Annotated in this window: 7 protein-coding genes; 1 reads left to right on the top strand and 6 read right to left on the bottom strand. The window is 38.6% G+C overall.

Annotated elements, in window-relative coordinates:
* Positions 1-34 precede the first annotated feature (34 nt).
* Entirely contained in the window at positions 35-4,948 is a 4,914-nt protein-coding gene (locus IPL24_11095; GenBank protein ID MBK8364196.1) for a PKD domain-containing protein, read from the bottom strand.
* 385 nt (positions 4,949-5,333) lie between these two features.
* On the opposite strand from IPL24_11095, the gene IPL24_11090 reads away from it, so the two are divergent.
* Positions 5,334-11,855: a CotH kinase family protein gene (locus tag IPL24_11090; GenBank protein ID MBK8364195.1), complete on the top strand. Its 6,522-nt coding sequence runs from the start codon at positions 5,334-5,336 to the stop codon at positions 11,853-11,855.
* Positions 11,856-11,970: 115 nt separating this feature from the next.
* Here IPL24_11090 and radA read toward each other — a convergent pair whose 3' ends face one another.
* The 5 genes from radA to IPL24_11065 all read right to left on the bottom strand — a co-directional run.
* Positions 11,971-13,347: a DNA repair protein RadA gene (gene radA / locus IPL24_11085; protein MBK8364194.1), complete on the bottom strand. Its 1,377-nt coding sequence runs from the start codon at positions 13,345-13,347 to the stop codon at positions 11,971-11,973.
* A 600-nt stretch (positions 13,348-13,947) separates the two neighbouring features.
* Positions 13,948-14,361, bottom strand: coding sequence for a hypothetical protein (locus IPL24_11080; protein ID MBK8364193.1), 414 nt, complete (start codon positions 14,359-14,361; stop codon positions 13,948-13,950).
* A 45-nt stretch (positions 14,362-14,406) separates the two neighbouring features.
* A complete protein-coding gene (rfaE2, locus tag IPL24_11075; protein MBK8364192.1) occupies positions 14,407-14,913 on the bottom strand; it encodes a D-glycero-beta-D-manno-heptose 1-phosphate adenylyltransferase in 507 nt (168 codons plus the stop codon).
* Entirely contained in the window at positions 14,891-15,895 is a 1,005-nt protein-coding gene (locus tag IPL24_11070) for a flippase-like domain-containing protein (GenBank protein ID MBK8364191.1), read from the bottom strand. The genes rfaE2 and IPL24_11070 overlap by 23 nt, the downstream gene beginning before the upstream one ends.
* A gap of 16 nt (positions 15,896-15,911) precedes the next feature.
* Positions 15,912-16,237, bottom strand: a 326-nt coding sequence (locus IPL24_11065) for an Inward rectifier potassium channel Irk (GenBank protein ID MBK8364190.1), incomplete at its 5' end; no start/stop codon positions are given.

Genomic DNA, 16,237 nt, shown 5'->3' with positions numbered 1-16,237 from the left:
TATTAACCATTGGTCTGAACCGGAAAAATTTGTACTACCTCACCAGCGACACATGCCCAATCACCTTATGTGATTTTCCTTTGTAGTCTTTCACGTTGATGATATATTCATAAACATCATTCTGACAGATTCTTTCACCACCAAAATATGATCCATCCCAGTGATGCTTTGCTTCCTGAGAATAAAAAATTTGTTTTCCCCATCTGTCCATGATCCACATTTCATAATTTACAAATCCAAGACCATTTGCAAAGAATGAATCATTCACACCATCACCATTGGGTGTAAATGCATTTGGAACGTAAATAGTAAATTCAGGTTCTACTCTGATGATTCCATAGGTAGTATCTATACATCCACCGTTATTCATTACGATCAATCTGACCTGATAAGTTCCGCTGTCTGCATACTCATGTGTTGGTTGTGTTATATCAAGTACTGAGCTTCCATCACCAAAATCCCACTGCCATGTTACGGCATCAGTACTGTTGTCTGTGAAAGTCACAGAAGGTAAAAATTCAGGAACCTCATCAGCACTTTGGAAAAAATCTGCAACAGGAAAACCAAAAACAGTAACAGCATTGTTTACATTCTGACTTGCAGCGCAACCATCGGTTGTTACAATTGTAAGTGAAATATCATATTCACCGGGTGTAACATATGTGTGAACAGGATTCGTATCATTGGTTATAACATTGTCATCGAGATCCCAGTAATAAAGTGAACCCGGTGATTGCGGAAAGAAGTTTGCAAAATTAACTTCAACAGGTGTACAACCTGCAATTGCATGTGGAGTAAAATCTACTTCCGGTAATGGGTATACAGTAACAGGAATAGATTGATTCACATCCGGTGAACAGCCATCGCTTACTGTTACTGTAAATGTTGTATCATTTACAAGTAGCACAACAGGTGTTGCTCCAAAAATTGAACTGTCATTCCATGAATAATAATAAGGACCACCATTACCGCCTGAACCATCAGCTTGTAAATTAACAGTACCGCCTTCACACATTGGTGGCACACTAACAGTTGTCAGATTCAGTGGAGGATAAACAGGTACTGAAACACTCGCAGGAGCAACAGGACAGTTATTTGCATCATGAACTGAAACAGTATAATTTGTTGTTGTTGTTGGCGACACATTGATACTTGCTCCGGTATCGGATGTATTCCATAGTGCTGTATAAGGCATTACGCCTCCTGATATCACAGCAAGTAAATCACTGGATTGTCCGATACAAATTGTCGGAACAGAAGCAACACTCAGATTAAGCTGCGGTGCTTGTTGAACAATAGTATTTAATGTGGACGTGCAACCATTCAGATCTGTAACGATCACAGAATAGGTTCCTGCCGGTAATGAAGTTGCAACTGAAGTTGTTCCACCAAGTGGATTCCAATGAAAAGAATATCCCGGTGTTCCTCCTGTTACATACATAATAATACTTCCTGTACTATCACCATAACAAGCGACAGAATTTACTGCCGGATTCAAGGTAAGCGCATCAGGTTCGTCTATGATTGCAGTTGTTGTACTTGTACATCCATTAGCATCTGTTGCTGTAACAATATAATTTCCGGATGATAGTCCTGTTGCAACATTCGACTGACCACCGTTGGGCGACCACTGATAAGTATATGTTGACGTTCCACCTGCTGCAATTGCACTTGCTGTTCCATCGTTTCCACCAAAACAGGAAACAGGAATTGCATTTGCAACTACACTGACAGCAGTTGGAAAATCGACATACGCAGAATCATTACGAATACAATTATTCGCATCTGTTACAGTTATGAAATACATTCCCGGAGCAAGTCCGGTTGCAGTTGCTGCAGTTCCACCTGTCGGCGACCATAAATAAGTATAAGGACCGCTCGCTCCGGTTGCATTTACACTTGCATTGAGATTAACTGCACCAAAACACAAACCATTGTTTACAGACATAACAGTATTTGGCAATGGATTTACATTTACAAGAATAGAATCGATATCACTACAGCCATTGGTATCTACAACTGTGAGAATATAAACAGAATTTGAATCAGGACTTACTGAAGTTGATTGCGAAGTGTCATTGTTAGGTTGCCAGTGAAATGCTGATCCGCCTGTTGCAGATAAAGTCGCACTTGTACCAAAACAAATTGCCTGATCGAGGCCGGCATCAGCAACTGGAAGAGCATTCACAAATACATTTACTGTGTCTGTTGCTTTACATCCATTCACATCTGTAACCAAAACAGTATAGGCAGAATTTGATACAGGAGAAAAAATTGCCTGCTGTGAATTGATATTCCCCGGTGTCCATTGATAATTGTTTCCGCCGTTTGCGTTCAGAATTACAGAATCGCCGAAGCAAATATTTTCATCGAGTCCTGCATCTGCAACAGGTGGTGCGAGTACTATAACATCGACCTGATCAGTGGCTGTACAATTTGCTGCTGAAAAAACTGTAACTGTATATGTTGTTGTAATATTTGGATTAACATTTACCTGCTGTGAATTGCCGGCCCCTTGATCCCATTGGTAAAAAGTTCCACCAGCCGCTGAAAGTGTAGCGGTATCACCGGGACAAATCTGCTGGTTGAGTCCGGCATTTGCAATTACAGCCGGATCAACTGTGACGCTTGCAGTATCTGTTACAACACATCCATATCTTCCGGTTACGGTTACCAGATAATCTGTGTCTATAGCCGGACCAACAGTTATTTGTTGTGTCGTTTGTCCACCGGGATTCCATAGGTATGTATAATTTGATTGTGGACCACCACCACCACCAAAAACATTTACGGTCAGATTTGTTGTTGCTCCCGGACAAATTGTAGGATCCTGTAGATTCAATTGCGGCAAGCGTGATATCACTACTCTTGCAGTTGCAGTAGCAGAACATCCGTTGAGATCTGTAACTGTGACTACATAATTTGTAGAAGCACTTTGTGTCACTGTTATAGCAGCAGTAGTTAATGTTCCGGGGTTCCACAAATAACTCACGCCTCCTGAGGCAATCAGATTTGCTGTTAAGCCTTCGCATACCGTATCATTAGCTCCTGCATTTGCTACAGGTAAACCGAAAATTGAAAGTACTCCTATAGTGGAATCCTTACAACCATCTACATTTGTTACTACAAGCGAGGAAGTGTAAATTCCCGCTGCTGAATATATGTGTGAAGAATTAGGTGCAGTAGATGTTGCTCCATCACCAAAATACCATAACACTGACGTAATCGCTGATGGTGAAGTGGATTGGTTTGTAAAATTTATTTCTGATCCCAGGCAGCCACTGTTAAAGGCAAATCCTGCATTAGATGCAGTTAGCGTCGGGTGCAAATTTTGAGTAACAGTATCAATACAACCTGTAGAGGAAGTTACAATTAATTGAACCGGATAATTTCCTTGTGCGAGATAAGTATGCGAAGGACTTGGAAGATTACTTGTGAAGCCATCACCAAAGTTCCAGTTGTAGCTTGATATTGTTCCACCTGTAATTGTAGATTGATCTGTAAATTGAATGGCAAGACTTGTACAATTTGCATTATTGCTAAATGCTGCCAACGGTGATCCGGGTGCAGGATTAACAGTTGCAGTATCTGTATCAGTACAACTTCCATCAGAAGCAGTCACAATATAATTTCCTGCTCCGCCTGAAATTGATTGTGTTGTTGCGCCTGTGTTCCATAGATAGGAATAAATTCCACTTCCTCCCGAAGCGGTTGCAGTGATTGGAGTTGTTGCATTACAAGCGACACTTAGATCCGGGCCTGCGTTTGCTACAATTCCCGTAACTGTTATACAAAAGGCATAGATCTGACTTCCGACAAATGGGCAATTATCATCACGGACTGTAACTGTGAAGCAATATGGATTCGTACTTATTTGTGCTGATGTTGGCGTCCAGCAAAAAGTTGCTGTTTCTCTCTGTCCGGGAAAAGTTGTGAAGGTCGCATTCGGAATAGAGTAGTCCCAGTCTAAAAAAGTATTCTGTGTTCCGTTTACGTCTCCTGAATTAATATTAAAACAAGTTTGTGTTCCTGCACAAACTGTCTGCGAAAAACTATTTGTTCCATTTATTCCTGAAACAGTTGGAATGATATTATTGCAATCGATGATCGTAAATTGTATGTCACGTTCAACTTCACCGATCAAAACTCCATTCCGGAATTCCTGAACTAATACTGCCATCACCGTGATCTCAAGATTCGTTGGCGTCATACAGATGTCGCCTGTCTGCGGATTCAAGGTAACGCCCGGAGATGATGTCAATGGATTTGTTGCTGTCCATGGGCTCGAATAAGTAATCGGTACTCCGGGACTGTCAAACGGAGTGATCAGAGAATACACGAGAGAGTCGCCATCAATATCGTATGCACCATGATTGTAACAAAATTGCTGACCACGACATGCAAAAGGAACAGGCTTGTTTGAAAATGTAGGTGAATTATTACATGGAGTAATTACATTATTCAGATTTGCATAGATGTAAATATTTGTACTTCCCGGTAGATCAATATTTGTGATCGCATTATTTCTGCAACATAAATTATAACTGAATTGCCAGTCGACACATGGTCCCGGTAGATTAATTATTCCGCGATAAATATATTCCTGAATTCCGGTGAATGTTCCGCCGTTGCATGTTGTTGTGTTATTCGGACATGCCGGACTAATTTCTTGTCCGGTTCCGGGAATCAAAGAAATTTGTATTGATGAAGAAGGATAACAAGAGGATTGAAAAAATATGTTAGCAATAGAATCCGCTTCGATGCCGGCACAATCACGATAAAATGATAATTCGATTTCGTAAGAGTTTCCGCCAAGACATTTGTAAGTAAGATCTGCACCCATGGAATGACTGGCTTGCACCTTATCCATAGTCACAAATGCAAGGACAAGAAGTGCCAGAAGCCGAAACTTTCCTGTAATCCTGCATAATTTCTTATTACGAATCAATTTTATAAGCGTATTTAATTGAAAATCAAGTAATTAATATAGATTTTTACTTCCGGAACGGCCGAGTACTGAAAGTTTATAAAGTCTTTATTTACAAGACTTTAGCAAAGGTTCTGACTTTACGATATCCGGATTGCTGATTCTGTATCAGTTTTTCGCCTTAAAATATGAAATTTTCAACTTTTGAGGAACCAACAAAACTAAAATAGTTAATGAAAACTAAAAAAGAATTGAGGTAAAGTTGGTTCTTTTCGTCACCACGTTAAATCATCTTTTGGCCAAGCTATATAGGGCTTTAGCGAAGTATATCCGGGTGTTAACCACAAAGGCTTGATTTCAGACGTTTCGGAGCGCATTTTAGCAAAGTAATATTTAATATTAATTGATGAAACACACCTACAAATTAATCCTTTTTTTAGTTCTGGTAACAATCAGTTTTTTTTCAAATGGACAGATTGTTATCAATGAAATTCAGAGCTCTAATACGAAGACGATCTCCGATGAAAATTATCAGTATGATGACTGGATTGAAATCTACAATGCCGGTTCATCACCTGTAAATCTTAGTGGTTATGGTTTGTCTGATGATTCTTTGAAACCTTATAAATTCCGCTTTCCTGATTATAGTCTTTCAGCCGGTTCTTATGTCACTGTATTTGCAGCAGACACTGATCAGACTGTTCTCACACATTGGGAAACTGCTGTGAAAGCAAGTGATAACTGGAAGTATCGTGCAAATACTTCATCGTTTACTTCTAACTGGAGAATACCATCTTTCAATGATGGTTCATGGTCGTCAGGAAACGGTGGTATTGGAATGGGTGATTCAGATGACGGAACAACTATCACCGGTTGCGCTTCTGTTTATATGAGAAGATCGTTTTCTATTTCCGATACCTCTAAAATTATGAGTGCTGTATTTAATATGGATTTCGATGATGGATTTGTTGCTTATCTGAACGGAGTAGAAATTGCAAGAATGAATATAGGCTCGCCCGGAATTGTTCCTGCATGGAATGAACTTTCACCTCTTGGTCATGAAGCTCTTCTTTTTCAAAATGAATATCCGGATAGCTTTTATCTTGATTACAGTAAATTGCGAACGCTTCTGGTGAATGGAACAAACGTACTTGCGGTTGAAGTCCACAACACTACCGGAACATATAATGACATGAGTTCAAATCCATATCTGACTTTTTCTGTCAAAAATGGTTCAGTACTTTTTTCCTCTGTACCATCATGGTTTCATTATTCATCAACAACATATTTTCATGCTGATTTTAAAATCAGTAAAACAGGAGAAACAATTTTTCTGACAAATGCGAGTAACTCTTTGCTTGATAAAAAGTCAACAGGAAATCTTGAGATCGATAATTCAATTGCCAGAATTCCGGATGGAGGTTCAAGCTGGTGTTTAACTGATCAGCCCACTCCGAATACTTCAAATAACGGATCAATTTGCAAAACCTCTTATGCAACATTTCCTATTTTTTCATTGCAAGGTGGATTTTATTCAGGAACACGTTCACTTTCTTTAACTACAACATTTCCCGGTGGAAGTATTCGATACACAAATGATGGAAGTGATGTAACTGAAACAAGTACTCTTTATACATCACCGATTTCAATTTCTTCAACTAAAACAATTCGTGCAAGAGTATTTGCGCCAAATGCAATTGGTAGCACAACGGTCACGAATACTTACTTTATAAATTTCACGACCAGGTTACCTGTAGTTGCATTAACTACTGATCCGGATAACCTATATGATTATAACACCGGAATTTTTGCAGACGGACCCGGTTATACATCAGCCAATCCGCATTGGGGAGCAAACTACTGGCTGGATCTAGAAAAAGATGTTACACTGGAATTTTATGAAAGAGATAAAAGTCTGCAATTTAAATTTAACTCTGGTCTTGCAGTAACAGGAGGATGGTCACGTTCAGCACCACAGAAGAGTCTGGAAATAAAACTTGGTGATAAGTATGGTCTGTCTAATCTTAATTACAGTTTACAATCACTTAAGCCATGGAACGATAAATGGGATAATTTCATTCTTCACATGGCAGGAAATGACCGTAACAAATGCAACATGCGGGATGCATTGATGAACCGGATCCTGAAAGGCACTTACAATAATTATATTGCCTATGAACCTTGTATCTTAACACTCAATGGTCAGAACTGGGGAATTTATTATTTCCGTGAAAATGATGATCATCATTGGGTCGAAGGTAATTATGGATACAAAGCTGATGAGATCGATTTTTTGAAAGAAAGTTATTTCTATACGGGTATTGAAGTAAAAAAGGGAAGTGATTCTGCTTTTTTCGCAATGCACAATTTTGCTACAACCACTTCTCCTTCTGATCCTGATTATTACAATACAATATCTTCGATGATGGATCTCCAGAATATGGCAGATTATTTTATCGCTGAAACATATTATCCGAATGATGACTGGATGGGTGGAACAAATAATAATTTAAAATTGTGGAGACCGAAAAAAGGCGATGGAAAATTTAAATATCTGATCTATGATCTTGAGTTTGGATTAGGATATAATGGTAGTGTTACTAATAATATGCTTTCTGTTGCAAGAAATGCTTCGCCGCATAATTACAATTCAGATCTCTTTAAATATTTTACACAGAATGCAACGTTTAAAAGATATTTTATTAATCGTTATGCCGATCTTGTCAATACGATCTTCCTTCCTTCAAATGTTCAGGCCAATGCATATTTGTTGAGAGATTCTCTTAAATATGATTACCATCTGCAAAGTGAAAAATGGGGCGGAATTGATTCAGCAACCTGGATAACAAATATTGCTTCCATGCTATCCTTTGCAAATAGCAGACCTACTTATGCAAGAAATTTTGTTCAAAGTGAATTTCAACTGTCAGGTCAGGTGACATTAACTTTACAAGTAAGTCCGGCCGGTGCAGGTGTTGTTCAGATTTCAACAATCACTCCATCAACTTATCCATGGAATGGAGTTTACTTTAATGGAAATCCGGTAACAATAACTGCAATACCAAATCCCGGATATACATTTGATCACTGGAGAAGTAATGTTGTGATTTCATCGAATAACACGAATCAAAGTGCAACCTATAACTTTACTTCCAGCGATGTTATTACATGTTACTTCACAGGTTCAGCTGCTAGTCCGCAATTAGCATTCAGTGAATTGAATTATCACAGTGATTCGTTGAATGAATCGGGTGACTGGATAGAGATCCACAACAGAGGCAGCCAGGCTATCGATCTTTCAAACTGGATGTTCAGAGATGAAGCTGATAATCATACTTACATATTGCCGGTTACAACTTCTATTCCTGCAAATGGTTATTTAGTTTTAGCATCGGATCTTGAGAAATTTAGTGCAGTTTATCCCACAGTATCAAATGTTATCGGAGACTTTAAGTTTGATTTCTCCAATAGTGGAGAAGAGTTGAGATTGTTTGACAGAAATGATCAGTTGCAAATGTCTGTTTTGTATTCAGATCAATTACCATTTGCAACAACAGCTGATGCGGGTGGATATACACTTGAAAGACTTAATGAAACTGCAAGTGCAGACGATGGTAACAATTGGTTCGCCGGATGTTTATTAGGGTCACCGGGTCGTGCATATTCAGGACCTGTTGCTCAGATCACAACTCCGGGTTCTACAGGAATTTGTAATGGTTCTTCTGTTGTTTTAAATGTCGGTTCAGTTAGTGGTGCAACTTATCAATGGTACAAAGACAATAATCTGATGTCAGGTTCTACAGGAACAAGCATAACAGTATCAACTGCCGGTTCCTATTCTGTAAAAGTTACAGCTTCCGGTTGCTCGGCAAGTTCATCAGGTGTAGCATTGACAGTAGGTGCTGTTGAACAAATTTCTTCAACAACATCAGCTTCAAGATGTGGTACCGGAACTCTGGTACTTTCTGCAGCAGGTACATCGAATTTAAATTGGTTTGCTGATTCTACTTCTGCAACAATTGTTGGAACAGGAGTTTCATTTACTACACCTTCATTAACGCAATCTACCGGTTACTTTGTACAGGCTTCAGGTGTTTGTCCAAGTGTCCGGGTAAGAGTGAATGCTGTCATCAATGCAGTAACGGCTTCTCCGGTAACAAGCAATGTTTCAAGATGTGGTACAGGAAATGTAAATTTAACTGCATCGGATACAGCTACTATCAGTTGGTTTGATGCAGCAGTAGGAGGAAACCTGGTTAATACCGGCACTGCTTTTACAACGCCTTCACTTAATCAAACTACAACTTATTATCTTTCTGCAGGATCATTCTGTCCAAGTCCGAGAGTTTCTGTCAGTGCAATAATCAATGGAATAACAGCTGCGCCTGTTGTAACAAATGCCAGCCGTTGTGGTGCCGGAAGTGTTTTGCTTACTGCATCTGATACAGCAGTTATCAACTGGTTCTCTGCAGCAACCGGCGGAACATTATTATTTACAGGAACAAATTTTAATACACCTTCAATTCCGTCGACAACAAATTATTTTGTTGAAGCAGGTACTGTTTGTCCTTCTTCTCGTGTAATTGCAACTGCAACGATTGATGTTGTTGCAAGTCCGCCTGCTGTTTCAGATGTTGCAAGATGTGGAAATGGTACTGTAACTCTAACAGCAAATTCTTCTACTGCTGCCTGGTATTCTTCAACTTCCGGAGGAACACTCTTAGGAACAGGTTTAACTTATACAACGCCAAATTTGAATTCAACAACAACATACTATGTACAATCAGGTACAACTTGTCCGAGTTCAAGAGTGGCTGCTAATGCAATCATCAATCAGTTTACAGCAGATCCTGTAGTAACAGGTGCAGAGAATTGTGGAAATGGTTCTGTTACCCTTATTGCAAATGACACAGCTGTTGTCAGATGGTACACAGTCGCTACTGGTGGTTCTTCAATTTTTACAGGAACAAATTATAGTACGCCTGTACTTTCACAAACTACAACTTATTATGTTGAAGCCGGAGTAGGTTGTATCAGCAACAGAATTCCTGTCACTGCTACAATAAATGCAATCACTGCTAATCCAACAACAAATGATGTAACACGTTGTGGTTCGGGGATCATTACTCTTCAGGCAAATTCAGCTTCAACTATTAACTGGTATGATGCACCGAACGGAAACTTGCTCTTTTCAGGATCTGCGTTCACAACTCCGGCGCTGACAACTTCTACATCGTATTATCTTCAGGCCGGTACAATTTGTCCTAGTTCATTCGTAGAAGTAAATGCTAATATTGATGCCTTTGCAGCTGATCCTACGGTTACTGATAACAACCGTTGTGGAAATGGAACTGTTAATCTTTCTGCATCATCACTTGAAGTATTAAAATGGTATGATGCTCCAAACGGAACGCTTCTATTTACAGGAAGTAATTTTACTTCGCCTGTTTTAAATTCAACAACGGTATATTATGTTCAGGCAGGTGCTGTTTGTACCAGCAATTTTATTCCCGTAACGGCAACTATCAATACCGTTTCTCCTGATCCTGTAACAACAAGCGATAATTCTTGCGGAGCATCTGCACTTTCTTTGACTGCAAACTCTTCAGGAACTATAACATGGTTTGATGCGCCTAACGGTTCATTAGTTGGAACTGGAACAACTTTCAATACTCCTGTTTTGAATACAAGCACAACTTATTATGCGCAGACTTCAGGAATTTGTCCAAGTAATTTTGTTGCTGCTGATGCAATCATCAATCAGATCCCTGCAGATCCTGCAGTTGCTGACATAAATGCTTGCGGTGCAGTTTCTGTTCAACTGACAGCAAATTCTCCTGATATTATAAATTGGTATGATGCACCAAATGGCTCAGTGATCGGTACTGGTTCTGTATTTACAACGCCTGTCTTAAGTGCGTCTTCAACTTATTACGTACAGGCAGGTGATGTTTGTCCTGGTAATTTTGTTGCAGTAAATGTAACAGTCAATCCAATTGAAGCTGATCCAACAGGTATTGATGCATCAGCATGCGGACCGACATCTTTCACACTACTTGCAAATGGTAGTGGTACAATTAACTGGTACGATGCTGTCAATGGAAATTTTATCACAACAGGAAATTCATTTACTACTCCGATCTTAACAACGACAACTACCATGTACATTCAGACTGCAGGAATTTGTCCGAGTAATTTCGTTGCGGTTGAAGCAACAGTAAATCCTGTATCAGCGATTTCAGTAACGGATGCTTCAAATTGTGGAAGTGCTTCTCTGACATTAAATGCAAATTCATCTGAAACGATTACATGGTTCGATGCACCGGGTGGAACAATTCTCGGTACAGGTAGTACATTCATTACGCCTGTTCTTAATTCCAGTGTTCAGTATTTTGCTGTTGCCGGTGGGATTTGTCCTAGTGAACCTATTGCAGTAAATGCAAATATCAATTCTATTCCTGTGATCTCTTTAGGAAATGACACTGCTCTGGAATCAGGAAACTCAATAGTGCTTGATGCGGGTTCAGGGTTTGCTTCTTATTCATGGAATACAACGGCAACGACTCAGTTTATTACAACTGCGATCAGCGGTGATTATTTTGTTATGGTAACTGATGCAAATGGATGTAGCGCAAGTGATACGATCAGTATTTCTATTATTAGTAGAAACGGTTCAATTTCAAATTCAATGCAATTGGAAATATATCCGAATCCATTTGTTGATCAGATAACTATCCAATTCGATAATACTAACTCCGATAAGGTTGTAAAATTGTTTGCTGCGAATGGAAAACTTATTTCCGAAAAACAACAGGCGAATTCTGAAATGCAAATGACTATGAATGTTGGCGAACTTGCTTCGGGAGTTTATTTCTTATCGATCGAAAATGAGAATTCAAGAGTATTGAAAAAATTAATTAAAAATTAAAAAAATAAAACACTAAGATCACTAAATTTTGTCACAAGAGCGCAATGTGTTCTTGTGACAAATTTTAGTGATCTTAGTGTTAAAAATTTTATTCAGTTTAAATTATAGAATTGCTCTATGCGAATAAATGCTGAAACACCTCTTCAACTTTCGAAACAGCATTAATCCGGATCGCCTTATAACGACTCTTGTCTAATCCTTTGAGATTGTACTTGCTGATCAGAATTTCTTCGAAGCCCATTTTTTCGGCTTCACTGATTCGTTGCTCTATTCTTGTGACCGGACGAATTTCGCCACTCAAACCTACTTCTGCTGAAAATGCTATCCTTGGTGAAATTGCAATGTCTTCGCTTGATGATAATACTGCACAGATCACAGCGAGATCAATTGCAGGGTCTTCAACTTTTATTCCACCGGCTATATTTAAAAAAACATCTTTTGCGCCCAGTCGGAAGCCACATCGTTTTTCAAGTACAGCTAGCAACATACTTAATCGACGTAAGTCAAAACCGGTTGATGAACGTTGCGGTGTACCATACACAGCTGAACTTACAAGCGCTTGTGTTTCTATTAAAAGAGGACGGATACCTTCCATCGTTGCGGAGATTGCAACACCTGATAGACTTTCTTCGCGATTTGCGATCAGTACTTCAGAAGGATTATCTACTTCGCGAAGACCTGAACCTTGCATTTCATAGATACCGATCTCGGCCGTTGAACCAAAACGATTTTTATTTGCACGCAGAATTCTATATACATGATGACGATCGCCTTCGAATTGAAGAACTGTATCAACCATGTGTTCAAGAATTTTCGGGCCAGCAATAGTTCCGTCTTTTGTAATATGTCCGATGAGAAAAACAGGAACAGAACTCTCTTTTGCAAAACGTAAAAGTTCTCCGGCGCATTCGCGGATCTGAGAAACACTTCCCGGTGATGATTCTATTTTATTACTGAAGATCGTTTGTATTGAATCAATGATCAGGATCTGCGGATGCATTGCAGAGATCTGTTGAAAAATATTTTCCAGCGAAGTTTCTGTCAGAATAAAAAAGGCTTCGCTTGAAAGCTTCAGTCTGTCTGCGCGCATTTTTATCTGCTGCTCGCTCTCTTCACCACTGATGTATAGAACAGATTGTTTCTTCATTGACAATGCAAGTTGAAGTAACAATGTAGATTTACCGATACCCGGTTCTCCACCCATTAAGATCAATGATCCGGGAACAAGTCCACCACCCAGTACTCTATGCATTTCCTGATCGGGCAATGCAATTCTATGCTCATCTTTTATTGCTACTTCGCTGAGTAACTGAGCTTGTGCGACTTTCTTTTTTACACCATCTTTTTTTTTCCAGCCGGGAAGATCTTCTTTTCGTTGAATTACTTCTTCAACAAAAGTATTCCATTGTCCGCATGAAGGACATCTTCCGGTCCACTTAGGCGCTTGCGCACCACAATTCTGACAAAAGAAAGACGTTTTAATTTTAGCCACTGATCAATTTTTAGAAGTGTGAAAGTAGTTTAAAATTAATAATGAAGAATGAAAAATGAATAAAAGTTGCTTTTATTGAAATGAATTGAAATTTCGTTTTATTGAAATGAGATTATTTATAAAAGATTGTTTGCAGATTAGCCTCTATTATTGTCAGCAGAGTAATATCATTTGTTAAAAGCAATGATGTATTCGCTTTTAATTTATAGATGATAAGGCCCGTTAGGGCCAAAATCTTGGTAACTTTTGGACTATACAAGAGCGCTAAGCACCTTTAGGGGCGCACTCTTTAAACACACAGCTTTTTCCTGAAATAAAAGTCTAATCATTAAAACCAAATTGTCACCCAAAATTGAAATCGGTTGTTTGAAATATATCGTTCATCAAAATCAATTTCAAAGTGTTGAAGCAATTTTTAATTTTCGATTTGGGCAAACAAAAAAAGAAAAATTGAAACCTGGAACTTGCATCTAGGATTTACTATAATATGAAATTAGTTTTATCGGACGGTTGAGATTTCTAATCTCCAACTTCAAATTAAAAACGAAAAAAGCCAACCCCTTCCGGAATTGGCTCATCATTAAATATCTGTGTGAAGTATTATTTTTTCTTAGTGAATTCTAATTCTTTTATACCTGAAGTTCCTTCCCGGTCATTGGCGATGATAAGAAAATCATCATCCAGTTGAACGATTTCCCATGTTCCATTATAGTCGAACGAACCGGAAACGACAGTGAAATTTTCAAGTTTGATCTCAGCTTTAGTAAGTGAAGTGCTCACTGTAAAATCGCCCGTGTAATTTACGTTTAATTCACTTCTGGTCATTTTGTCATTATTGTCAAATGCCCAGTTCTGATCCGGATTAGTCCGGGGAATTGGAATAAGACTCCAACTACCTTCTAATTGTTTTTTTATACCTGACTCAGATTTGAAGTATTCTTCTTTAGAGCAGGAGTACAATGCTACAAAACATAGCAATAATACGAGTCCCGAAAATTGTCGAATTGGTTTCATTCTTTATTCTTTATTGTAAATATAAAATTATTATTGATTCAAGATTTACTTTCTGCCGGAAATAATTTTTTCCTCGATCATTGTCGTTGAGTAACCCGGCAAAAAATCGATGGTTTTTACTTGTCCGCCATAAGATTGAACGATATCGGCTCCGACGATGTTGCTCAAATTATAGTCAGAACCTTTCACTAAAACATCCGGACGTACGATTTTTATCAATTCGATGGGTGTAGGGTCGTCAAAAATGATGACTGCGTCCATAAAATGCAGTGAAGCAAGCAAAACTGACCTTTGTTCTTCATTGTTGATTGGGCGATTCGGGCCCTTTAATCCTCTGGTGGAGGCATCAGAATTGACTCCCAGCACTAAAATATCTCCTAAATCTGACGCTTTTGCCAGATAATCTATATGACCTAAATGCAGAATATCGAAGCATCCATTGGTGAAAACTATCTTTTTTGATAAAAAACGCCATCTGTAAATCAAATGCTGAAGTTGGTTCAGATCAACAACTTTTCGTTTTATAATATCAAGATGCGTTAGCGGTTCCATTCTTTTGTTTGAGGAATAAATATAGGAAAGATAATGCTCCGAATACAATCACCACCAAGGTTTGTGAGGCATGCATCAATGTTGCGAAAGTTTTTCCATCCTGGTCCGATATGCCATAAAGATATAATCCTGCAGCGACTAAAACATGATAGGATCCAACTCCTCCGGGAGATGGCGCACTCATACCTAAACCGCCAACTACTAATACAAACAAACCTGCATGCCAGCTTAACTGTGAAGTTGCAGGTAAAGCAAAAAAGCAGAGATAAGACATCATGAAATACATAGCCCAGATCAGTATTGTATGAAAAATAAACTGAAACGGTTTTTTCATTCTTTTGACAGAAACCATTCCATCTCCGATTCCTTTTAAGATCACTGTAAACTTCGAAATAAAACCTTTGCTTTTTTTATTCTTGAATAAGAAAATTAAAAGTGAAAGAAATATGATCAGGACGATTGCAATTGATATCGGTGAATTGATAAATGAATGTACCTTGCTTTTCATCGGATCGAAAATATTTTCATTTAAGAAATTTCCCAGTCGTTCGTATTCTGATACTGCTACCAGAATGATACATGTAAGAAGACACAATACATCAATGATGCGTTCAAAAATAACAGTGCCTAACAATTTATCAAATGGAACATTTTCAGTTTGGTTGAGAGATCCGCATCGCGTAACTTCTCCTAACCTGGGTACTGCCAGGTTAGCCAGATAACCGATCATTAGTGAAGCACAAGTGTTACTGAGTTTAGGTTTATAACCTAATGGCTCTATCAATAAATTCCAGCGGATTGCCCGGCTTGTGAATGCTACCAGGCTTGTTACAACTGATAATCCAACCCAAAAAAGATTTGCATTCTTAATATCGGCGATCATTTTTGGAAGATCGACTTTCCTGAATGCTATCCATAATAATACGACACCAATGGCAAGTAAAATAATGTACTTAATAACGGATATTGCTTTTTTGTTCAATGGATATGATTTTAAATTATTTCGGTTCTTCAGAATATTTCAACTCTTCAAAAAGTGGAGTGGTTGTATATTCATTTATTCGATTGAGCTCAACTGTTACGGAATTATTGTCGCCGGGTTTTAAGATTGGAAGAAATTTTGCACCAAATATAATTTCTTCAGCCCTGTAGGAAGAACGGGTGTGAACGGTTTGAGCAAATGTTTCTTCGTAGGCCTTGATCAATACAAGAAATTCTACTTCTTTTTTAATGAAATCGTCGGCTGTCCAGCCATACATCGGACTTTCTTCATCGATCGGATGAACGATCGTCCATGACATTGTCAGTAAAGTCACATGAGTCA

Source organism: Bacteroidota bacterium (genome assembly GCA_016711505.1).
Taxonomy (GTDB): Bacteria; Bacteroidota; Bacteroidia; order AKYH767-A; family 2013-40CM-41-45; genus JADKIH01.
Note: the sequence above shows the minus strand (reverse complement) of the source record. Positions and strands in the feature narration are given on the sequence as shown.